Raw genomic sequence first — 20,615 nt, forward strand, 5'->3', positions numbered from 1 at the left:
GACACGGCATGGGATTACGCGGAGAAGCCGCGATCGTCGGATACGTCGAGCTGCCGCCCGAGCGGCTCAATAAGGCCTCGCCCGCGCCGTTCGTCCTCGAACAGTGGGCGGAGCTGAGCGCCGCCGCGCTCGAGGATGCCGGCCTGCCGGGAGATGTCGTCAACGGCATCGTCGCGTCACACCTGGCCGAGTCGGAGATCTTCGTCCCCTCCACCATCGCCGAATACCTGGGCGTGGGCGCGAGATTCGCCGAGCATGTGGATCTGGGCGGGGCCAGCGCCGCGGCCATGGTGTGGCGCGCGGCGGCGGCCATCGAGCTGGGGATCTGCGACGCGGTCCTGTGCGCGCTGCCCGCCCGCTACATCACGCCCTCATCCAAGAAGAAGCCCCGGCCCATGGTCGACGCCATGTTCTTCGGCTCGTCGAGCAACCAATACGGCTCGCCCCAAGCCGAATTCGAGATCCCCTACGGCAACCTCGGCCAGAACGGACCGTACGGCCAGGTGGCTCAGCGCTACGCCGCGGTCTACGGCTACGACGAGCGCGCGATGGCCAAGATCGTCGTCGACCAGCGGGTCAACGCCAATCACACCGACGGCGCGATCTGGAAAGACAAGCCGCTGACCGTCGACGACGTGCTCGCCAGCCCGGTCATCGCCGACCCGCTGCACATGCTCGAGATCGTCATGCCCTGCGTCGGGGGCGCCGCGGTCGTCGTCGCCAGCGCGGACGTCGCCAAGCGGTCACGCAATCGCCCGGTGTGGATCAAGGGATTCGGCGAACACGTCCCGTTCAAGACTCCGACATATGCAGAGGATCTGCTGCACACCCCGATCGCCGCCGCGGCCGAGACCGCATTCGCCATGATCGGTCTGAGCCGCGAACAGATGGACATGGTGTCGATCTATGACTGCTACACCATCACCGTGCTGCTCTCCCTGGAAGATGCCGGCTTCTGCGAGAAGGGTAAGGGCATGGAATTCGTCGCCAACCATGACCTGACCTTCCGCGGCGACTTTCCGCTCAACACCGCGGGCGGGCAATTGGGCTTCGGCCAAGCGGGTTTGGCCGGCGGAATGCACCATGTCTGCGACGCCACCCGCCAGATCATGGGTCGCGCGGGTGCCGCGCAGGTCCGCGACTGCAACCGGGCGTTCGTGTCCGGCAACGGGGGCATCTTGTCCGAGCAGACGACGCTGATCCTGCAAGGGGACTGACCGATGAAATTCGAACGACCCATGCCCGTCAAAACGCCTACCAGCGCGCCGTTTTGGGACGCGCTCGGCGAACATCGCATCGTCATTCAGTATTCGCCGTCGTTACAGGCCTACGTGTTCTACCCACGGGTGCGCGCGCCGCGCACCCTGGCCGACGACCTGGAATGGCGCGAGATCTCCGGACTGGGGACGCTCTACTCCTACACCGTCGCCCACCGGCCGGTCAGCCCGCATTTCGCCGACGCCGTCCCCCAGCTGCTCGCCATCGTCGAATGGGATGAGGGCCCACGGTTTTCCACCGAGATGATCAACGTCGACCCGGCCCGCCTCCAGATCGGGATGCGGGTGAAGCCCGTGTTCTGCGACTACCCGGAACACGAGGTCACGCTGCTGCGCTACGAGCCTGCCGACTGAGCTACGTCGACGACCGCACCACCAGGTGGGCGATGTCGGTCAGCTCCGGCGACGGCGGGGCGGGGTGCCCCAGCCGCTCGAATACGGCGGCGAGGGCGGCGTCGGCGACCGCGCACGGATCGAATTGCACGGTGGTCAGTTGCGGAGTGCTCACCATGCCCATCGGGCTGGCGTCGACGCCCATCACCGCTAAGTCCCCGGGACAGCGCAGCCGTGCTTGGTGGATACCGTAGAGGACCAGGCAGGCGATCTCGTCGCTCTGGGCGCACACCGCGGTCACCCCGTCGCCCACCCAGCGGGTGACGACATCGGCGGCGTTGTCCAGGGTGACCTCGTCGCTGCGCACCGGCGGCAGGTCGCGCAGTTGTGCCGCCCGTGAAACACCCTCGAACCAGTAGTCACCCAGCGGTCGCCACCGGGCAATCCCGGTGTAGGCGAACGCAATTCGCCGATGACCACGCTCGACCAGGTGCTCGACACGCATCTCACCGACCGACAGGTGCGGGTTTTTGAGCGCGGGCAATGTCCCGATCTCGATATGGGGGATGCCCGCCTTCGCCACCGCTTGACGGGGCGCCGCACTCAGCGGGAAAAGGCTGGTGATCGCGACCGGGTCGAGATTTTCGATCGCGTCGACCACATGCTGGTCGTCGTCGGTCTCGAAGATCTGTACCTGAAGAAGACCCTCGCGCGCCAGTGCGGTGGTCATGTGGCTGCCGGCCTGCATTGGCATCTCGCCCACGGCCACGTGCGGAACCACGTAGAGCACCACACCGCTTTTACCGCGCGCCAGGTTGCGCGCGGCGAGGTTGGGCCGATACCCCAGCAGTTTGGCCGCGCGGTACACCGCATCACGGGTTTCCGCTGAGATACGCCGGCCCTGGGCGTTGTTCAGCACGTAACTGACCGTGGCGGTCGACACGCTGGCCAACCGGGCGACATCGGCGGTGGTCGGACGCGCAGCTTTGTTGTTGCTCAACTTCGCACCTTCCCGGCCGGTCATGCCCCATCGTGGCACGCGACGGCGGCGCGCATCGCGCCATACCGCGCGGAAGGTGAGCCGGCGGCGCCATGCTATGGACTAATAGTCGCTCTTTGAAGAGCAGCGGCGTGGACCCGCTGGCGGTGACGCGGCGCCGCCGCATGACTGGTTGCCGGCCGAACAGACACAATTCGGGTCGTGGGCGCCACGGGCCGCAACCACGCGCTCGGTTGACACTGTGACTCACACCATTGTCTACTAGTCGCTGACGGTGTGATCGAGGTGGGCGGCATGCTTAAAGACGATCTGATTCTGATCAGCGTGGACGATCACATCGCCGAGCCCGCCGACATGTTCGAAGCCCACGTACCGACCGCCTATAAGGACAGAGCGCCGCGGGTGGTTCTCGAGCCCGACGGCATCCAGCAGTGGTACTACGGCGAGATCCGCGGGCGCAACATGGGCCTGAACGCCGTCGCGGGAAAACCGCGCGAGATGTACAACATCGACGCCTCACGTTACGACGAGATGCGGCCGGGCTGCTTCAACGTGGACGAGCGGGTGCGGGACATGAACGCCGGCGGACAGCTCGCGGGACTGAACTTTCCGAACTTCACCGGCTTCTCCGGCCAGGTCCTCAACCAGGGCCCCGACCGCGACACGAACCTGGTGATGATCAAGGCCTATAACGACTGGCACGTCGACGAATGGTGCGGGGCATATCCGGGCCGGTTCATCCCATGCGGCATCCTGCCGTTGTTCGACGTGACCGAGGCCGCCAAGGAAGTCGGGCGCCTCGCCGCCAAGGGCTGCCACGCCGTCACATTCTCGGAGAACCCAGAAGCGTTGCAGATGCCCAGCATTCACACCAAATACTGGTATCCGCTGTTCGAGGCCGTCTGCGAACACAACACCGTGCTGTGCACCCATGTGGGGTCCGCGTCACGATCGCCCCAGGTGTCCACGGACGCCCCGCCCAGCGTGCAGATGACCGCCTCGTCGATGATGAGCATGTTCACCTTCACCGAGCTCATCTGGGCGCAGTTCTGGGCCGACTTCCCGCAACTGAAGTTTTCGCTGACCGAGGGCGACGTCGGCTGGATTCCGTACTTCCTCTGGCGGGCCGAACACGTCTACAACCGTCACTCGGGTTGGACGCTGGCGAGCTTCCCGCCCGGTTACGACGGACCCACCGATGTATTCAAGCGGCACTTCTACACCTGCTTCATCAGCGACAAAGTGGGCGTGCAGATCATGAACTGGTTCAACGAGGACATGCTGTGCTGGGAATCCGACTTCCCGCATTCCGACAGCAACTGGCCCTTCGCCCCGGAAGACATCATCGCCACCATGGGTCACCTCGACGACACGGTCATCGACAAGATCACCCACGAGAACGCCATGGCCGCCTACTCGTTCGACCCGTTCCGGTACATCCCGAAAGACCATGCGCGGGCGGGCTATTTGCGCACGCAGGCCACCGACGTCGACGTGGTCACCCATGTCGGCCGCCAAGCCAGCCAGCGCGACCGCGACGCATGGACGCGGATGACCCAGTTCGCGCTGCAGGCCCAGGCCTCGGCGCAGGCGCCGGTGACGGCCGAGGCCACCGGCATCGCGGGCCGCGCCACCACACTGGGCAATTGAGCGTGCGGGCCGAGGCGCCGTTCGCGGACTGGCGCGTGCTGGAGCTGAGCAACGGACTGGCGGCCTCCTACTGCGGCAAGATGTTCGCCGACGCCGGCGCAGACGTGGTGAAAATCGAGCCGCCGCAGGGAGATTCGCTGCGCCGATGGTCGGCCGGCGGACCGCCCGGCGCGTTGTTCGACTATCTGGCCGCGGGCAAGAAGTCGGTAATCGATCACGGCCAGCCCGCGATCACCGCGCTACTGGCCGGCGCCGACCTCGTGATCACCGACCTCACCGGCGGACGGACACTCGACGACATCACCGCCCACACCGCCGCAGCGGCCGTGGTGGTGGCGGTGACGCCGTTCGGCACCACCGGCCCCTACGTCGAAAACCAGGTTGCCGCCAACGAATTCATCCTGCAGGCGTTGTGCGGATCGATCGCCGGTCGCGGCTGGCCCGACGACGAGCCGGTGCAGGCGGGCGGTCGGCTCGGCGAGTGGCTGGCGGGCACGTTCGCGGCGGCCGCGGCCGCGGCAACGGCCCGGCATGCGGCCCGAAGCGGACGCGGACAGGTCATCGATGTCTCGACCTACGAGGCCATGGTGATCGCCATGGGTGGGCTGTCCGCCATGTCGGCCAGCGTGCTGGGCGCCGATTCGCTGCTGCACGAACGGAGTTTGGAGCTGCCGTCGATCGTCCCGACCGCCGACGGAATGGTCGGCTTCTGCACCATCACCGCGCAGCAGTTCTCCGACTTCCTGGTGATGATCGATCGCGCCGAACTGGTCGACGATGCCGACCTGGCGTCGTTCGCCGGCCGGGTCGAGCGCCGCGACGAGTTCCTGCGCATGGTCACCGAATGGACCGGGCGCCGGACCACCCAGGAGATCGTCGATCTCGCGGTGGCATTCCGGATTCCGGTCGCCCCCATCGCGACACCCGAAACCCTCTCCGAGATCGAACACTTCTGCCAACGCGGCGTGTTCGTCGAGTCGCCGACCGGGGTGCTGTCGCCGCGGGTGCCGTATCGCAGCGACGCGATGGCGACCCGGGCGCCCGGGGAACCACCGCGACTCGGCGCCGACAACGGGCGGGTCCGGTGGCCGGTGCGACCCCAACCGCCCCGCAGCGCCGACCCCGACGCGCTGCCGTTGTCCGACCTCCGGGTCACCGACTTCACCGCGTTCTGGGCGGGCCCGGTCGCCACCCAGCTGCTGGGCGCCCTGGGCGCGGACGTGATCAAGGTCGAGGGTGTGCGCCGGCCCGACGGCATGCGGTTCTCGGCCGGGCGCCCACCGGACTGGGACCAATGGTGGGAATGGGGCCCGGTCTTTTTGTGCAGCAACAACAACAAGCGGGGCGTCAGCATCGAACTCGGCACCGGCACCGGGCGAGAGCTCGCGCTCGAGCTCATCGCCGCCAGCGATCTGGTCGTCGAGAACTTTTCACCCCGGGTGATGGCGAACTTCGGCCTGGAATGGGACGCGGTGCGGGCCGCCAATCCGCGGGCGATCTTTGTCCGCATGCCCGCGTTCGGGCTCGATGGTCCGTGGCGCGATCGCGTCGGCTTCGCGCAGACGATGGAGCAGGCCACCGGCATGGCATGGATGACCGGGCACGCCGATGGCCCGCCGGTGATCCCGCGGGGTGTGTGCGATCCGATCGCCGGGTTGCACGCCGCCTTCGCCGCCGTCGCGGCGCTGGCGATCCGCGACCGCCGGGGCACCGGAATGCAGGTGGAGGCGACCATGGTCGAGGCCGCGCTCAACGCGTCGGCCGAAATGCTGGTCGAATACTCCCGCAACGGAATCGCGATGCACCGGAACGGAAATCGAGGCCCCGGCGCCAGCCCGCAGGGCGTCTACCGGTGCCGCGGTGATGACGACTGGGTCGCGCTCGCCGCGCTCGACGACACCTCCCGGGCCTCGTTGGCCGGCCTGCTGGGCCAGCCCGGGCTCGAGCATGCCGACTGGGCCGAGCGCGCCGACGACATCGACAAGCTGATCTCCGCTTGGGCCGCAGGACATTCGGTCTTCGAGGCGGTCGCCGCGCTGCGTGCGGCGGGGGTGGCCGCCGCGCCTGTCACGCCGGCGGCGGCGCTGCTGGCCGATCCGCAGCTGCAGGCCCGCGGCTTCTGGGAAACCGTCGACCATCCCGTCGCCGGATCGTTCGAGTGCACCGGAATGCCGTTCGCGTTCCTCGGCGCGCCGCGGCGCTGGATCCGGCGGGTACCGCCGCGCTACGGGCAGCACACCGGCGAGGTGCTGACCGACCTGCTGGGGCGAAGCGAGCAGGACCTGGATGCATTGCGGCGGTCGGGAACCATCAGCGCGCGGCCGGCGGGTTTGTGACATGGCGGTCAGCCTGTGCGTGCCGCCCCGCGCCGGTGAACTCTGTGCGCCGGTGCGCTTCTTGGTGCGCAAGGATTCCGTCGTGATGGAGCTGACCGCTCGCCACCGCATCACCGGCGTCGAATGGGATGACGACGAGCGCGCGGTCGCGATGGTCGTCGAGATCACCGACCCGCAGACGGCGCGTCCGGTGGACGTGCGAATCGATGTCGTGGAACCGGGTGGCGCCCCGGGCCCGGACAACCGCGACGCGCGCACCACGACGATCGGCACCATCATCCGCGACGGGCGACCATACGAGGTCCGCGGCACCTACCTGGGTGTGGTCGCGGACGAAAACTGAAGGGCTGTAAGGGAATGGAAGATCGGTGACGGGGGGCAAGCGCACCGCCGCGATCGTCGGAGTGCACAACACCCGGCAAGGGCGACGGCTGGACGGCGAAACCTCACGCGGATTGGCGATCAAGGCGATCCTCGGCGCGCTCGACGATGCCGGCCTGACCCTCGACGATGTCGATGGCATCAGCGCCAGCCCGCAGTCGACCTCGTTGATCTACGACCTGCGCATCGGCCCGGCCTGGCAGGGCCTGGCATTCGGGGTCGGCATGATCACCGAGGCGGTCACCGCCATCGAGCACGGCATGGCCGAGGTGGTGGTCCTGGTCGCGGCCCAGGCCGGCGAATACCGGGACCACGAGTCCACGGCGCCCTGGACCCGGCCCGAAAACGAATTCGTCGCCCCCTGGGGCATGTTCACCACCGCCGAGTTCGCGCTCATCGCGCGGCGCCACATGCATGCCTACGGCACCACGCGCGAACAACTTTCGTTGGTGGCGGCGACCATCCGCAACAACGGCTCACGCAATCCAGAAGCCGTCTACTACGACCGTGGGCCGTTCAGCCCGGACGACATCCCCGCGTCGCGACCCATCGCCGACCCGTTTCACCTCCTCGATTGCGCCACCACCTCCGAGGGAGGGTGTGCGCTCGTCGTGGCCAACGTCGCTGCCGTCGACGTTGCGAGCCGGCCCATCTACGTGCTGGGCAGCGGAGCGGACTTTCACGGCCCGTCGTATCAGCACCCACCCGCGTACGATCTGGCCGGGCGGCGCGCAGACCACGTCAACGGTGTGGTGGGCCGGCGGGCGGCCGAGTGCGCATTCCGACACGCCGGCTTGCGCCGCGGCGACGTCGACGTGCTGGAACTCTACGACCCGTTCTCCTTCGAAATCATCCGTCAGCTCGAGGCTTTCGGTTTTTGCGGCGACGGTGAGGGTGGTCCCTTCGTGGCCGACGGCCACATCGCCATTGACGGCAGCCACCCGATCACCACCGACGGCGGAACCATGTCGTTCAGCCATGCCGGCGCCAATCCGCAGATGATGCAGCGGGCGGTCCGCGCCGTGCAGCAGCTGCGCGGACAGGCCGGCGATCTTCAGGTGCCCGATGCACACGTCGCGCTTTGTAGCAACGGGGGAGCGGGGGCGCTGTTCACGACCGTGCTGATTCTGGGAGACCAACCACGATGACCTCCGATCCGTTGCGGCCCCAAGCCGGGCCCGTCCCGCACGCCAGCAGCCACGTCAGCCGCCCGTTCTGGGAGGGCTGCCGATCCCACGAGCTGCGCTACCAGCGTTGCGCTGCTTGCGGATCGGCGAACTTCCCGCCGACCGAACACTGCCGCCAATGCCTTTCCGATGACATCACCTGGCAGCACAGCAGCGGCCGCGGCGAGATCTACAGCTGGACGGTCGTATACCGGTCCGTGACACCGGAATTCGAGCCGCCCTATGCGCCGGCGATCGTCACCTTGGACGAGGGTTATCAGATGCTGACCAACGTCGTCGGCGTGCCACCGGAGGAGCTAGACGTCGGCATGCGAGTACGGGTGCAGTTCCACGCCACCGGGCCCGACGTGACCCTCCCGTACTTCACCGGCGCGGAAACCGGCAGTTCGTGAGCCCGAGAACCACTAACGGCCTGCCGGTCACCGCCTACCTGGTGTTAGGGGTGCTGGCGGCCAACGACGAGCAACTCACCGCCGGCGAGATCAAGATGCGTGCCGAACTGTCGGTCGGGCACTTCTATTGGTCGCCGTCGGTCAGTCACGTCCGGCGCGAACTGACCCGCCTGTTGCAGCGGGACATGGTCAGCGAGATCGGCGCGCAATCCGGCAAACGCGCCATCACCTTGTACGAGACCACCGATGCCGGACGCGACGCGCTGCGCCGCTGGGTCCAGCACTTCCCGGGCCCCGACCGCGTGGTCGTCAAACACCCCGTCATCCTCCGCACGTGGTTGGCGCGCGGCCAGGATCCCGAACACGTCCTCGACACCTTGGACCGGCATCTGGAAGCGACCCGCGCCCGGTTGGACGAGGCGCTGTGGTCGCGGCGGCGGTCGGCCGAACTCGGCATCACCGAGGACCCCGAGCAGCGGTACTCCTTCGCCGTTTTGGACTACGCCATCCGCGGGCTGTACGCGGAGATCTCCAACATCACCCAGCTGCGCGACGAGATTGCCAGCGGCACAACGCGAGACCCGGCTAAACGGGTGCGACGGCCGAAGGGTCAGATCCGGCGCCGGGTACCGAGGAGCCCGTCGTAGTTGATGGTGGCGACCCGCCGCGCCCGGCTCCGCCGCGCTTGCGATCGCCGCTAGTTGATGGTGGCGACCCGCCGCGCCCGGCTCCGCCCGAACGATCGCCACTGACCGTGTAGGCCGTGCCCCGTGGTTCGCGCTCCCACAGCACTTCGCCGGGCCCGACGTTCGTTCCCTGAGCGATCAACCGGCGCTTGAGCACCTTGTGCGTCGCGGTGCTGGGCAGGTCGGCCGCGATCCGGACGTAGCGTGGGCGGGCCTTGGGGGACAGGTCGGGCTGCGCGTCCAGGAACGCTTCTAAATCATCGGCGGTCAGGGCCTGGCCGTCGTTGAGGACCATCGCGGCCATCACCTGATCGCCGACGTGGCCGTCGGCCACGGCGTAGACCGCGACCCGGCTGATCGCGCTGTGGCGCAACAGGATTCGCTCGATCGGCGCCCCCGCCAGATTCTCGCCGTCCACCCGCATCCAGTCGGCGGTGCGGCCGGCCAGATAGATCCAGCCGTCGGCGTCCCGGTAGGCCAGGTCACCGGACCAGTACATGCCGTGGCGCATGCGTTCGGCGTTGGCGTCCGGGTCGTTGTAGTAGCCGGTGAAGAAACCCGAACCCGCGGTGTTGACCAACTCGCCCACCGCCTCGTCGGCGTTGACCAGCGCGCCGTCGGCGTCGAACCGGGCGACCGCACACTCGGTGACGGTGTCGCTGTTGTACACCGCCACCCCGTCGGCGCCCCGGCCGATCGAGCCCTTGGGGGTGCCGGGCTCGCGGATGATGATGACGGCATTCTCGGTGGACCCGAAGCCGTCCTCGACCTGCACACCGAACCGGCGGCCGAATTCCTCGATGTCCTTGTCGTTGGCCTCGTTGCCGAACGCCACCCGCAGCGGATTGTCGGCATCGTCCTCACGTTCGGCGGTCGCCAGGATGTAGGCCAGCGGCTTCCCGACGTAGTTCATGTAGGTGGCGCCGTAGCGGCGGACGTCCTCGAGGAAACTGCTCGCCGAGAATTTCGCGGGCACGATCGCCGCACCGGAACACACCGCGGGCGCCCAGCCCGCGACGACCGCGTTGGAGTGGAACAGCGGCATCGACACGTAACAGGTGTCTTGTTCGGTGAGGTTGAATCGGTCGGCCAGGCTGAGACCGGCGACGGTGGCCATGAAGTGGGATACCTGGACAGCCTTGGGGTTTCCGCTCGTGCCCGAGGTGAAGATCATCATGAAGGCGTCCATCGCGGTGACCTGCCGATGCGGTGTCAGGTCGCCCGCGCCGTCGACGAATTCGGCCCATTGCGGTGTCGAGGTGTCGAGGATCTGCGTGCCGGCGAGGTCCAGGCCATCCAGCAGTGGCCGATGTTCGGCATCGGTCACCACGAACTGGCAGTCGCAACGACGCACATCGGCGGCCAGTGCCTCACCGCGCCGGGTGTCGTTCAGGCCGCACAGCACGTAGCCGCCAAGCCCGGCCGCCGCCATCTGGCTCAGCATCTCGGGCGTGTTTCCCAGCAAGGCGCCGACGTGCACGGGCCGTAGCGGATCGGCGGCGGCCAGCAGCGCGGCGGCCCGCGCCGCGGCGCCCGCTAGGTACTGATGCCAAGTCCATTGCGCGTCATGGTATTTCACCGCGATCGACGAATCGGACCGGCGCTTGTTCAGTAGCGCTTGAATCGTGTCGTCAGCCATCGGCCGGATCCACCTTCGCTTAGCCATCCTACGAGACGAGACGGTCCGTCTTATAGTACCGGGCGGCCCGGCCGGGTACGGGGCCTGCCGTCGCCACCAATTCTGTTGTGCAGTTGTCATGCTTATTTCGCTCAGGATTCCCCCATCGGGGCCCGCGTGTATCGCCGCCCCGTTCGCCCCGAGCGGTCATCATTGCCCCATGCTGTTTGAGCTACACAGGTCGCTGTTGCTGTTACGCAACCGAGCGAGTGAACTTCGGCGCGGAATCGCGCAGTCGCGATTGGCGGGCTTATCCGGCCGGCGGCACCAGGCCGGACCGCAACCTTCGAAGGGCGACGCCCAAAGTTGATGCGTGACGGCGCTATCCGCCCACCATCATCAGCCCGCCATCCACCGCCAGCAGCTGCCCGGTGATGAACCTTGCGCCTGGGCCGGCCAGGAAAACCAGCATCGGACCGACGTCGCGGGCGGGCTCGCCCAGCGTGCCGCCGAGCGGGATCATCATCTTCATCTGCTGGTCGATCAGGGCCGCGGCGTCCGGGCCGAGGAAATCGCGGAGCCGGTCGGCGCCCGGCGTCTGGACCGCGGGGGCAAGGGCATTGACGGTGATGTTGTCGGCGGCCCAAGCTTTGGCGGCCGATCGCGTCCATGCCTGCACCGCGCCCTTTGTTGCGGCGTAGACGGCCGAGATGGGGCTGCCCATCACGGCTTCCGACGACCCGAAGTTGATGATCCGGCCGCCTTTGGGGTCTTGGTCCTTCATCACCGCGTAGGCGGCCTGGTTGGTGAGGATGGTCGCCTTGATGTTGGTGTCCAACAGAAACGTGATGTCGTCGGCGTCGATGTAGCCGGGAACTCCCGCCTGCCACAGCCCCGCGGCGTTGACCAGCACGTCGAGGCCACCGAGGCGTAGCGCCGCCTCGCGGGCCAGCGCCGAGACGGCCTCTGCCTGGCGCACGTCGCACTGCAACCAATCGGCCGCCAGGCCGTCCGGCGGTGGCGTCTGGTGATAGGTCGCGGCGACCTTCGCTCCCGCCGCCGCGAGCACCTCGACGGCGGCCGCGCCGATACCGGTGGCACCCCCGGTGACCAGGATCCGCCGGCCGCTCAGGGGAGACGTCGCGTCTGACACGTCCACGACGCTACCGCGAGCGTCGAGGCACCGAACCGTTACGTGCGCACGGCGATCGTCGAGAGCAAATCGGCGAGCCGATCGGGCTGATCGATCATGGAGAAGGTCCTGGCCCCCGCGATGACTTCGAGGCGGGCGTTGGGAATGGTCGCGGCCAGCCGCGCCCCGTCTTCCTGCTCGAAGAACACATCGTCGGCAGACCACGCGATGAGCGTCGGCTTGTCGAAGTCGTACAGCCGGGCCGCCACCGCCGTCGTCACCTCGGTGCGCATCGAAAGGGTGAACTGGCGCAGGTCTTCCGCGACCTCCGGCAGCGACAGTGCCGGGCGCACCCAGACCTCGGTGAGCTCGTCGATGTTGCGATGCGCCAGACCGTCGAACGCGCGCTTGCGCACGGCTGGCACCCGCACGGCCTGGGCCGCGGCCCGGAAGGACGGCTTCGTCTTCGCCGCCAGAATGAGCGGCTTGAGGATCGGTGGCGGAAAGTGTTCGAACGCATCGCAACTCGTGAGCACCAACGCGCCCAGCCGTTCGCGATGGTGCACGGCCACCAACTGGGCGACGACACCACCGGTGTCGTTACCCACCAGCACCACGTCCTGTAGGTCCAGCGCGGCGAGCACTTCGGCGACCATGCCGGCCACACCGGTGATGGTGCGGTCGGCGCCGCGGCGCAGCGGCTCGGGATGCGCGCCCAACGGCCAGGTCGGAGCGATGCACCGCAGACCGCGCGCAGCCAGGCGTTCACTGAGCTGGCGCCACAATTGCCCACCCATCATGTAGCCGTGCACAAAGACGACAGGCCTGCCGTTTTCGGGTCCGGCTGCTTCGTAATGGATGGTTCCGGCACTAATGTCGATCGTCGACATAGCAAACTCCTACCTCGGGGATACACTTACAAACAGGCTGCCTGTTCGTAAGTTACCAACAGACCGTATGGAAAGCAAGAGACGGACCCAGGAAGAGCGCTCCGCGGCCACCCGCGATGCGCTGATCGCGGCCGCCCGCAAGCTGTGGGGGCTGCGGGGGTACGCCGATGTGGGGACGCCGGAGATCGCGACCTCCGCCGGGGTCACCCGGGGCGCTATGTACCACCAATTCGCCGACAAGGCAGCGCTTTTCCGCGAAGTCGTCGAGGTCGTCGAGCAGGACGTGATGGCGCGGATGGGCGCGGTGGTGGCCGACTCCGGGGCAACCACACCGGCGGACGCGGTCCGGGCCGCGGTCGACGCGTGGCTCGACGTCTCCGGCGATCCCGAGGTGCGTCAGCTGATTCTGCTGGATGCGCCGAGTGTGCTGGGTTGGGCCGAGTTCCGTGATGTCGCGCAGCGGTACAGCCTCGGCATGACCGAGCAGATGCTCACCGAGGCGATCCGGGCCGGCCAGCTGGCCGAGCAACCGGTGCGGCCTTTGGCGCACGTGCTAATCGGGGCACTCGACGAGGCGGCCATGGTCATCGCCACGGCCGACGACCCGAAACGGACCCGCCGAGAAACCGGCCAGGTGCTGCACCGACTCATCGACGCGATGTTCGACGTGCGCTGACTTCGGCCTCGCGCGAAACCTGCATTTTGCTTTCTCGACGGCTAGCACGACGACTTCGGATCAGCTGCTTGCTCGGGCACGTCGAAGAAGGCTCTTAGGGCTGATTCGTCACCGTCGATGTCGACGACTGCGAGGACGTCATCCAGCGACAACACGCCCGCGGCGAGGCCGAGAACAAGCGGCGCGTCGGCATTGAGGACGGCGTCAAGCTTGCGCCCGTCGGGCCTGTCGACGGCGATGCCGGACTCAGTTGCGCGCAGTTGGACCATTACGCCGTCCACGGCGACTCCCACCGCCACTGACTGATCGGTTGGCATGCGCCCGGCGAATAGGGCCGGAAGTGCCACCAGAAGCCCGTCGGCGCGGAATTCATCGCCTTCGGGCCCCCGGATCATGAGCGGTGTCGACCAGCGGATTAGCGCATTGATGGGCTCGCGGAGTTCCGCCCCCCACGGGGTGAGGACGTACGTGATCGCGCTGGCGTCCTCGGCCAATCGCCGCTCGACCACACCGGCGGATTCTAGGTCGCGGAGCCGGTCGGTCAGCAGATTCGTCGCGATGCCGGCCAGTCCGCTGCGCAACTCGCTGTAGCGTGCGGGCCCTATCAGGAGCTCGCGGACAATCAACAGATTCCACCGGTCGCCCACCACATCCAGGGCCCGGGCAAGTCCGCAGTACTGACCGTAGTCTCGACTCATCACCACCCACTTGTTAATCTAAAGCTTACGTCACTATATCAAGCCGATCGGGTGGAAGACATGACAGTCGCGGAAAGACCCGACTGGGTCGATAACGAGTTATTCCCCTTCGAGAGCCGATTCGTCGACATCGACGGGCACAGCGTCCACTACGTGGACGAAGGATCAGGCCCCACGCTGCTGTTCCTGCACGGCAATCCCACCTGGTCGTTCGACTATCGCGAGGTCATCGAATCCCTGCGCCCAGAATTTCGCTGCATCGCGGTGGACTACCCCGGATTCGGGCTGTCGGTGGCGGGGTTGGGATACCGGTATCTGCCCACCGAACATGCCCAGGTGATCGGCGGATTCGTTGACGCACTCGCGCTGAGCGCGGTCACGCTGGTGGCTCATGACTGGGGCGGCCCGATCGGGTTGGCAACGGTGCAACAGCGCCCTGAAGCCTTCGACGGGCTGGTGCTGACCAACACGTGGGCGTGGCCGGTCGGCGCTCCGTTGGTGCAGATCATGTCCCATCTGATGGGCAGCCCGATCGCGCGCCTGCTGATCCGGCAGTGCAACCTCTTCGTCAACGTCATGATCCCCATCGGCCACCGGCTGACCAAGCCCACCAACGAGCAAATGGCCCACTACCAAAAGGCCCTCGACAGCCCTGCACGGCGGGAAGCCTCAGCTGTGTTCCCACGCGAGATCACCGCTAGCCGAGCCTTTCTCGCCGGCGTCGATGCCGGGTTGACCGACATTGCGGCACTGCCGACGCTGATCATCTGGGGCGACTCGGACTTCGCATTCGGAAACAACGAACTGCAGCGCTGGGAGCAAACCTTCACCGATCACCAGACCGTCGTAGTCAAAGGTGCCGGTCACTTCGTCCCATCCGACGCTCCCGAGCAATTCGCGGCAGCGATCCGCCACTGGCACAGCCAATAACGATGAAGGGACGCGCCCAGCGAGGTGTGGGTCCACATCGATGGCGAGCACTTGCGGTCTCAGTGTCGGCTCGTCGAATGGACCACCATCGGAATAGCCTTTGCGACAGGCACTTTCGGCGCGACGCCGTGAGCCGCAAGGCGGCGGTTCTGGCCGCTGTTTACGTAGCGGTCCTCGCCATCAACCTCGACGTCACCATCGTCAATGTCGCCTTGCCCAGCCATCGCGACCGATCTTCATGCCGATACCCGGGGTCTGCAGTGGGTCGTCGACGGCTACAACCTCACCTTCACCGCGCTCGTCCTGGCGGCAGGCAGCCTGGCCGACCGCTACGGGCGGCGCCCGGCCCTGATGATCGGGCTGCTCGGTTTCGCGGTCACCAGCGTCGTAGGCGCCTTGGCCAACAGCACCGGCGCACTGGTTGCCGCCAGATTCAGCATGGGCGTGTTCGCCGCGCTGATCTTCCCCACCACACTGTCGATCATCACCCACACCTTCGCCGACCGCCGCCAACGCGCAACCGCACTCGGGGGATGGGGCGCAGTTGTCGGAGCCGGCGTCGCAGCCGGGCCGGTCACCGGCGGCCTGCTGCTCGAACACTTCTCGTGGGGCAGTGTCTTTTGGGCACTCGTCCCACTGGCCCTGCTAGCAGCCGTGCTCACATTCTTCCTAGTACCAGAATCTCGCGACCCCGGCGTGCCCGCGCTAGACATCCAGGGCTTGACAATCTCGATCGCATTGCTCGGGGTCCTCGTTTATACCATCATCGAGGCCCCCGCCCGGGGGTGGAACAGCACCGGGACGCTGCTCGGATTCGCAGCCACCGCAGCGCTGGTCCCGGCATTCGTGATGGTCGAGCAGGCGGCGGACCATCCCATGCTCGACGTCAGACTCTTCACCGATCGCCGATTCAGCGCCGCCAGCGCATCGGTGACGATCACCTTCTTCTCACTGTCAGGATTCATCTTCCTCATTACCCAGTACTTCCAAGTGCTTCGCGGGTTCAACCCGCTCGCAACCGGCGTCCGCATCCTGCCCGTCGCACTCTCGATCGCGGCCGGCTCCGGAGTCGGTGGGCTGCTCGCGCCGCGCATCGGCACCCGCGCCGTGGTGATCAGCGGACTGGCTTCGTTCGGTACTGCGATGGCCTGGATCGCCGGCAGCATCGACACCGACACCCCCTATTGGACCACCATCGTCGCGCAGATGTTGCTCATGGGCCTCGGGATTGGGCTAATCTCCACCCCAGCAACGGAATCCATCATGCTCGTGCTTCCACCGGCTCGAGCCGGTATCGGCTCGGCAGTCAACGATGCCACCCGCGAGTTAGGGTCGACATTAGGCGTGGCCATCGTCGGTTCGTTGTTCTCATCGGTATTCGGTGTACACCTCGCCGACAGCGCGTTCGCCGCGACCCAGATGTCCGGTGCGGCCGCTGGCTCAGTTCAAATCGCGTTCGGCGTCGCCGCCAACAACCCGCAGTTTCTCGCCGCCGCACAACATTCATTCCTCGCCGGCCTCACAGCGGCCTGCACGATGATCGCAGGCCTGTGCTACGTGGCCGCCGCCGCGGGCATCGTCGCGCTACCCGGCCGACGGTTCCAACCGCCCTTATCGACGGCGGCCGACGCGCTTGACACCGTCTGACCAACCCGGCAAGCCGATTCAACAATCAGCATGGGCCGCCTCACAATCGCTCATCGGACCACACGTTCGACGGACTCCCCTGAACACAATCGCCCGGGTGGCTCAAAGTGCGGGAGCCGAAGGGCTAGATTCCCTACGCACGACGCGATGTTCGACGTGCGCTGACGGCCACGAATCCGAGCTGCTGGGTGGAACGCACAGGGTGGGACTGGTTCTCGCTAATCGCCGCGTACCTGCGCGACGCCCGCGATGACGCCCTGAATAAGGCGGTCCAGGCGCTGCGCATCATCGACGGCCGGCTGACCCGCGACGAACGTCAGCATGATGCCGTTGATGAACGCCAGGGTGGCGGTCGCCTGGTCGTCGACAAGTGCCGGATCCGGCGCGCTGCCGGCGGCATGCCATTGGGTGACGACATTGCGCGCCAGGGCGTAAAGGCGCTCGGCGGATTCGTTGAGGACGGCGGCCAGTTCCGGGTCGCGGCCGGCCAGCAGCGCCAGTTCATAGCGGGCCTTGGCGCGCGTCAGCCATGGTTCGCTGTTCACGTACATGACGATGCGGGCCAGGCCCGCGGTGCCGGCGAACTGGGTGGCATGATTCTCGGCGAGCTCGGCCATCAACGAGAAGTCGGCGACGTCGAGCTCAGCCAGCCGTGCCGCCATGGCGTGCACCAATGCCTTGCGGGTCCTGAAGTAGAACGACGTGGTGCCCGCCGGCACCCCGGCGCCGTCGTCGACCTTGGGATGACTGACGCCGTGAACTCCGTTGACGCCCAGCAGCTCGATCGCGGCGTCGGCGAGCTGGCGGCGCCGCTCCGGCGCGTTGTGCTTTCTGCGTGCAGCGATGCGCCCCAGTTTATCCGGCGGAGGCGGCGGCGGCCCGGATCCCGCGAATCCGTTAGAACTGACCGCAGTTCGGCGTGGTGGGCTCGCCGTTAAAGCGCGCGGCGACCCACTGCATCGCCGGTTCGCCGTCGACGAGCATCGGCAGCGCGTGGTTGATGACGAGCTTGTTGAGGAAGGGAGGCTCTTCGTTGGTGCGGAACTCGACGTCGGCGCCCTGGGCGCACCAATCGCGGCCGAGCTGGTTGGCAGCGGTCCACGGCACCAGCGGGTCATAGCGATTGCTGTCGATCATGACCGGCGCATTGGGTTTGAAGCGCCCGAGCCGCTGCGCCTCGAACAGGCTGTTGAACGGCTCCTCGTTCACCAGCTGGTTGATGTCCTCGGTGAAATAGGGCTGAATGTGGCGAAACATGAAGTCCAGCAGGGTCTGTCCGACGCATTGCCGCGACACCGATTCCAGCATCGCCAACCCGCGGGGGGTCATCTTGGAACGAATGATGTCGGCGAACTCCGGATAGGCCGCCATGACGCTGTTGAGCGCATACCCGACGACACCGACGAGCGCGCTGCCGTCGGCGTAGGGCAGCAGCTCCTTGAGGTTGGCCGGCGGCGCGCCGGCGTAGGCGCCCACGATGTGGAGGTCCGGGGCGTATTGCGAGGCGAGTTCGGCGGCCGACGCGGTCGCGCCCCCGCCCTGCGAGTAGCCCCAAAACGCCACCGGCCCACGCGGATCCAATGACGTCCCGGGCAGTCGCATGGCCGCGCGGGCCGCATCGAGTACGGCCTGTCCCTCGGCCACCCGGCCCACATAGGTGTGCATGGACGGGGTGCCCAGGCCCTGGTAATCGGTCATCACGATGGCGAAGCCACGCGCGACCATCGTCGCCACAAAGAGCTCCTCGTAGTTGAACATGATGTCCCAGCCACCCGAATAGTGGATGCCCTGGTTGAACATTCGCGACGGGGCGCACTGATTGCCTTGGCCCTGGGTGCCGGGCGCGTAGCTGATCAACGGCCGTGGGCCGCCCCCGGGCCAGTCGTTGTAGGGCTCGAAGTAGGTGCCGGTGACCGCGATCGGATTGCCCCGGGTATCGGTGCTGCGGTACATGATCCGGGTGCCGGTGGCCATGATCGCACCCAGCTGTCCGGAGGGTTCCAGCACCAGCCGGGAGGGCTCGGTACGGATCAGATCGCCGGGCTGACCGGGCGGCAGCGGCTCGGGCGGGGTGTAGAAGTCGGCGTATTGCGGTTCGTCCCCGCCGTCGGCCCGCGCAATTCCCGCTCCCACGAGTGCACAGGTGATCACCAGCAGTACCGCGAAAGCTCCCCCGGCCCGATGCACTACGGAACGGTAACAATCCGGTGGGCGCGGGCGGAAGAGATGATCTCTAATTTATTAGAGATCGGTCGCCTACCGATGTTTCGGGCTGAAGATTCGCCGCCGGGCCATTGATGGCCGGCCCCGGCAACGGAGATCAACTGTACGGTGCGCCCGTCCGCGCAGCCGGCCGTCTGAGTCGTCACGTCGCCGGCGGTGGTCGAGCTCGGTGGCTCGCATCCGTCGATGGCGCGCCAGGTGGCGTTCACGGATTCCACCGATGGGCCGTCGACGCGCGCAGAGCCGTTGGCTGCGAAGGCTTTTCCCGGCCCGCCTTGGTAGGGCACTCTGTCGTCGGCAGTGCCGTGGATCTGCAGCACCGAGCACAGCGCGGCACCGATCGCCGAATTCGACAAGCAGGTTGTCATTCGCGTTGCGGGTGGCACACTGGTCGACATGCGACAGCGACCGGGCGCCGGGTCGGAGCCGACCGTGCCGGCACTGGTGAATTTGGTTGCCGCGGCCGGGGCTCCGCGCTTGCGAGCGGCGTTCGCCGCGGCCGGCCTCGACGGGATTCGCCCCGCGCAAGCGACGGCATTGGTGCCGCTGGCGGCCGGCGGGTTGCACGCGTCCGCACTCGCCGATCGCCTCAGGGTGAGTCGGCAGGCGGTGGCCCAGGCGGTCGCGGCCCTGGAGCGAAATGGTTACGTCACCCGAGCGCCCGACCCGGTGGACGCGCGTGCCCGCATTATCGAGCTGACCGCGCGCGGCCGGCAGGCGCTTCGGGTGATGCGTGCCAACGCAGTGGCCTCCGAACAGCGCTGGACCGAGGTGCTGGGCGAGCGACGGCTGGCCGACCTGCGCGAAGCGCTGAAAATGTTGCTCGCCAGCGAGGCCGAGGCGGCGCCGAATCCCGTTGAGTAGCGGTGGTTACGGCGTGTTGAGAAAAACGTCGTTGAGCGTGACGGTTCGCAATTTGCGGTCGCGGATGATGTCCACGAGCTGCGGGTAGACGTGCGTCACCGGCAGATGATTGAGGTGCCCGATCACGATGGCCTGCGGCGTGAAGTACTGATCGGCCATCTGGACGATGTACTCCTGGCTGATCAGCGTCGAATCCGACAGCGAGCCCGACCACAGCGTGGGGACCTGGTAACCGAGGTCGGCGGCCACCGCGTCGACGGCGGCGTTACGCTTCGCATACGGCGGCCGCCAGTACGGCTTGGCGCCGATGCCGTATGCCTTCTTCAGGAATGCGTCGTTGCGCGAGAGCTGTTCTGCCGCTTGCTCTTTGGTCAACGTGGTCATGTCCGGGTGCGACCAGGTGTGGTTGCCGAGCTGGATCTGCCCGCTGTCGACCAGCGGCCGAAGCAGCTCCAGGTTGTCGGTCCACGAGTCGTAGATCCCGTTGACGAAATAGGTCAGCCGTACGCCGGTGTCCTTGGCGAACTGCGTGTAGGCGCGCACCACGTCGCTGTTGACGCCGTCGTCGACGGTCAGCGCGAGCAGGTCGCCCTCGCCGGGGAGCTTGATCAGGGTGCCGCCGCCGGGCAGCGGTATGCGGGCACTCGGGGGCGGGGGCGGTAACAGGGCCTCCGGGCCGACCGCCCCGCAGGCCC

The 20,615-nt window shown here is 67.1% G+C and carries 20 protein-coding genes and 1 pseudogene; 12 read left to right on the plus strand and 9 right to left on the minus strand.

Going from position 1 to position 20,615, the window contains the following annotated elements:
- Positions 1 to 8: 8 nt before the first annotated feature.
- Together BST14_RS12055 and BST14_RS12060 are read left to right on the plus strand one after the other, a co-directional pair.
- Positions 9 to 1,217 (plus strand): thiolase family protein, encoded by a 1,209-nt coding sequence (locus BST14_RS12055; RefSeq protein ID WP_083064706.1) that lies wholly within the window; start codon positions 9 to 11, stop codon positions 1,215 to 1,217.
- A 3-nt stretch (positions 1,218 to 1,220) separates the two neighbouring features.
- On the plus strand, positions 1,221 to 1,631 hold the full coding sequence (locus tag BST14_RS12060) for a Zn-ribbon domain-containing OB-fold protein (protein ID WP_083064707.1): 411 nt from the start codon (positions 1,221 to 1,223) through the stop codon (positions 1,629 to 1,631).
- A 1-nt stretch (position 1,632) separates the two neighbouring features.
- Here BST14_RS12060 and BST14_RS12065 read toward each other — a convergent pair whose 3' ends face one another.
- Entirely contained in the window at positions 1,633 to 2,610 is a 978-nt protein-coding gene (locus BST14_RS12065) for a LacI family DNA-binding transcriptional regulator (protein ID WP_438502152.1), read from the minus strand.
- Positions 2,611 to 2,904: 294 nt separating this feature from the next.
- Here BST14_RS12065 and BST14_RS12070 point away from each other — a divergent pair, with 294 nt between their 5' ends.
- From BST14_RS12070 to BST14_RS12095, 6 genes are read left to right on the plus strand one after another with little or no spacing between them, the layout of a single operon-like run.
- Positions 2,905 to 4,260 carry an amidohydrolase family protein gene (locus BST14_RS12070; protein ID WP_083064723.1) on the plus strand — a complete coding sequence of 452 codons (1,356 nt, stop codon included), beginning with the start codon at positions 2,905 to 2,907 and terminating at the stop codon, positions 4,258 to 4,260.
- Between the two features lie 2 nt (positions 4,261 to 4,262).
- Positions 4,263 to 6,596: a CaiB/BaiF CoA-transferase family protein gene (locus BST14_RS12075; RefSeq protein ID WP_142279377.1), complete on the plus strand. Its 2,334-nt coding sequence runs from the start codon at positions 4,263 to 4,265 to the stop codon at positions 6,594 to 6,596.
- 1 nt (position 6,597) lies between these two features.
- Positions 6,598 to 6,939: a hypothetical protein gene (locus BST14_RS12080; RefSeq protein ID WP_083064709.1), complete on the plus strand. Its 342-nt coding sequence runs from the start codon at positions 6,598 to 6,600 to the stop codon at positions 6,937 to 6,939.
- A gap of 25 nt (positions 6,940 to 6,964) precedes the next feature.
- Complete coding sequence (locus BST14_RS12085) at positions 6,965 to 8,125, plus strand: thiolase family protein (protein ID WP_083064710.1); 1,161 nt, start codon at positions 6,965 to 6,967, stop codon at positions 8,123 to 8,125.
- Positions 8,122 to 8,556: a Zn-ribbon domain-containing OB-fold protein gene (locus BST14_RS12090; protein WP_083064711.1), complete on the plus strand. Its 435-nt coding sequence runs from the start codon at positions 8,122 to 8,124 to the stop codon at positions 8,554 to 8,556. The genes BST14_RS12085 and BST14_RS12090 overlap by 4 nt, the downstream gene beginning before the upstream one ends.
- Complete coding sequence (locus BST14_RS12095; RefSeq protein WP_083064712.1) at positions 8,553 to 9,203, plus strand: MarR family transcriptional regulator; 651 nt, start codon at positions 8,553 to 8,555, stop codon at positions 9,201 to 9,203. The genes BST14_RS12090 and BST14_RS12095 overlap by 4 nt, the downstream gene beginning before the upstream one ends.
- Here BST14_RS12095 and fadD1 read toward each other — a convergent pair.
- The 3 genes from fadD1 to BST14_RS12110 form a co-directional block, all read right to left on the minus strand.
- Positions 9,142 to 10,881 carry a fatty-acid--CoA ligase FadD1 gene (gene fadD1 / locus BST14_RS12100; protein ID WP_083064713.1) on the minus strand — a complete coding sequence of 580 codons (1,740 nt, stop codon included), beginning with the start codon at positions 10,879 to 10,881 and terminating at the stop codon, positions 9,142 to 9,144. The genes BST14_RS12095 and fadD1 overlap by 62 nt on opposite strands.
- A 361-nt stretch (positions 10,882 to 11,242) precedes the next feature.
- The gene (locus tag BST14_RS12105) at positions 11,243 to 12,013 is read right to left on the minus strand and encodes an SDR family NAD(P)-dependent oxidoreductase (protein WP_083064725.1); all 771 of its coding nucleotides are present in this window, start codon (positions 12,011 to 12,013) and stop codon (positions 11,243 to 11,245) included.
- Between the two features lie 38 nt (positions 12,014 to 12,051).
- Positions 12,052 to 12,882, minus strand: coding sequence for an alpha/beta fold hydrolase (locus BST14_RS12110; RefSeq protein WP_083064714.1), 831 nt, complete (start codon positions 12,880 to 12,882; stop codon positions 12,052 to 12,054).
- A 67-nt stretch (positions 12,883 to 12,949) separates the two neighbouring features.
- On the opposite strand from BST14_RS12110, the gene BST14_RS12115 reads away from it, so the two are divergent.
- Positions 12,950 to 13,558, plus strand: a complete 609-nt coding sequence (locus tag BST14_RS12115) for a TetR/AcrR family transcriptional regulator (protein WP_083064715.1) — start codon at positions 12,950 to 12,952, stop codon at positions 13,556 to 13,558.
- A gap of 41 nt (positions 13,559 to 13,599) precedes the next feature.
- On the opposite strand, the gene BST14_RS12120 is transcribed toward BST14_RS12115, so the two are convergent.
- Entirely contained in the window at positions 13,600 to 14,256 is a 657-nt protein-coding gene (locus BST14_RS12120; RefSeq protein ID WP_083064727.1) for a winged helix-turn-helix transcriptional regulator, read from the minus strand.
- Positions 14,257 to 14,316: 60 nt separating this feature from the next.
- Here BST14_RS12120 and BST14_RS12125 point away from each other — a divergent pair, with 60 nt between their 5' ends.
- Positions 14,317 to 15,186, plus strand: a complete 870-nt coding sequence (locus BST14_RS12125; RefSeq protein ID WP_083064726.1) for an alpha/beta fold hydrolase — start codon at positions 14,317 to 14,319, stop codon at positions 15,184 to 15,186.
- A gap of 204 nt (positions 15,187 to 15,390) precedes the next feature.
- The gene (locus BST14_RS12130) at positions 15,391 to 16,833 is read left to right on the plus strand and encodes an MFS transporter (RefSeq protein ID WP_211280710.1); all 1,443 of its coding nucleotides are present in this window, start codon (positions 15,391 to 15,393) and stop codon (positions 16,831 to 16,833) included.
- A 218-nt stretch (positions 16,834 to 17,051) separates the two neighbouring features.
- On the opposite strand, the gene BST14_RS12135 is transcribed toward BST14_RS12130, so the two are convergent.
- From BST14_RS12135 to BST14_RS12145, 3 genes and pseudogenes are all read right to left on the minus strand, one after another.
- Positions 17,052 to 17,618 (minus strand): TetR/AcrR family transcriptional regulator, encoded by a 567-nt coding sequence (locus BST14_RS12135; protein WP_281252804.1) that lies wholly within the window; start codon positions 17,616 to 17,618, stop codon positions 17,052 to 17,054.
- Between the two features lie 112 nt (positions 17,619 to 17,730).
- Entirely contained in the window at positions 17,731 to 19,020 is a 1,290-nt protein-coding gene (locus tag BST14_RS12140) for a lipase family protein (protein WP_211280711.1), read from the minus strand.
- Positions 19,020 to 19,385: pseudogene (locus BST14_RS12145) on the minus strand (hypothetical protein); the annotation flags it as partial. The pseudogene BST14_RS12145 and the gene BST14_RS12140, both read right to left, overlap by 1 nt.
- A 67-nt stretch (positions 19,386 to 19,452) precedes the next feature.
- Between BST14_RS12145 and BST14_RS12150 the strand changes: the two are divergent.
- The gene (locus BST14_RS12150) at positions 19,453 to 19,920 is read left to right on the plus strand and encodes a MarR family winged helix-turn-helix transcriptional regulator (protein WP_083064716.1); all 468 of its coding nucleotides are present in this window, start codon (positions 19,453 to 19,455) and stop codon (positions 19,918 to 19,920) included.
- A 6-nt stretch (positions 19,921 to 19,926) separates the two neighbouring features.
- Here the strand turns inward: BST14_RS12150 and BST14_RS12155 are convergent.
- The coding region (locus tag BST14_RS12155; RefSeq protein WP_083064717.1) for a polysaccharide deacetylase family protein at positions 19,927 to 20,615 on the minus strand (689 nt) is incomplete at its 5' end.

It is taken from the genome of Mycobacterium arosiense ATCC BAA-1401 = DSM 45069 (assembly GCF_002086125.1).
GTDB lineage: Bacteria > Actinomycetota > Actinomycetes > Mycobacteriales > Mycobacteriaceae > Mycobacterium > Mycobacterium arosiense.

What these genes read in the sequence shown, in the direction of transcription:
- BST14_RS12125 (WP_083064726.1), top strand. Translation starts at nt 14,317, where the DNA reads ATGACAGTCGCGGAAAGACCCGACTGGGTCGATAACGAGTTATTCCCC.
- BST14_RS12055 (WP_083064706.1), top strand. Translation starts at nt 9, where the DNA reads ATGGGATTACGCGGAGAAGCCGCGATCGTCGGATACGTCGAGCTGCCG.
- BST14_RS12080 (WP_083064709.1), top strand. Translation starts at nt 6,598, where the DNA reads ATGGCGGTCAGCCTGTGCGTGCCGCCCCGCGCCGGTGAACTCTGTGCG.
- BST14_RS12090 (WP_083064711.1), top strand. Translation starts at nt 8,122, where the DNA reads ATGACCTCCGATCCGTTGCGGCCCCAAGCCGGGCCCGTCCCGCACGCC.
- BST14_RS12070 (WP_083064723.1), top strand. Translation starts at nt 2,905, where the DNA reads ATGCTTAAAGACGATCTGATTCTGATCAGCGTGGACGATCACATCGCC.
- BST14_RS12110 (WP_083064714.1), bottom strand. Translation starts at nt 12,882, where the DNA reads ATGTCGACGATCGACATTAGTGCCGGAACCATCCATTACGAAGCAGCC.
- BST14_RS12130 (WP_211280710.1), top strand. Translation starts at nt 15,391, where the DNA reads ATGTCGCCTTGCCCAGCCATCGCGACCGATCTTCATGCCGATACCCGG.
- fadD1 (WP_083064713.1), bottom strand. Translation starts at nt 10,881, where the DNA reads ATGGCTGACGACACGATTCAAGCGCTACTGAACAAGCGCCGGTCCGAT.
- BST14_RS12060 (WP_083064707.1), top strand. Translation starts at nt 1,221, where the DNA reads ATGAAATTCGAACGACCCATGCCCGTCAAAACGCCTACCAGCGCGCCG.
- BST14_RS12115 (WP_083064715.1), top strand. Translation starts at nt 12,950, where the DNA reads ATGGAAAGCAAGAGACGGACCCAGGAAGAGCGCTCCGCGGCCACCCGC.
- BST14_RS12150 (WP_083064716.1), top strand. Translation starts at nt 19,453, where the DNA reads ATGCGACAGCGACCGGGCGCCGGGTCGGAGCCGACCGTGCCGGCACTG.
- BST14_RS12120 (WP_083064727.1), bottom strand. Translation starts at nt 14,256, where the DNA reads ATGAGTCGAGACTACGGTCAGTACTGCGGACTTGCCCGGGCCCTGGAT.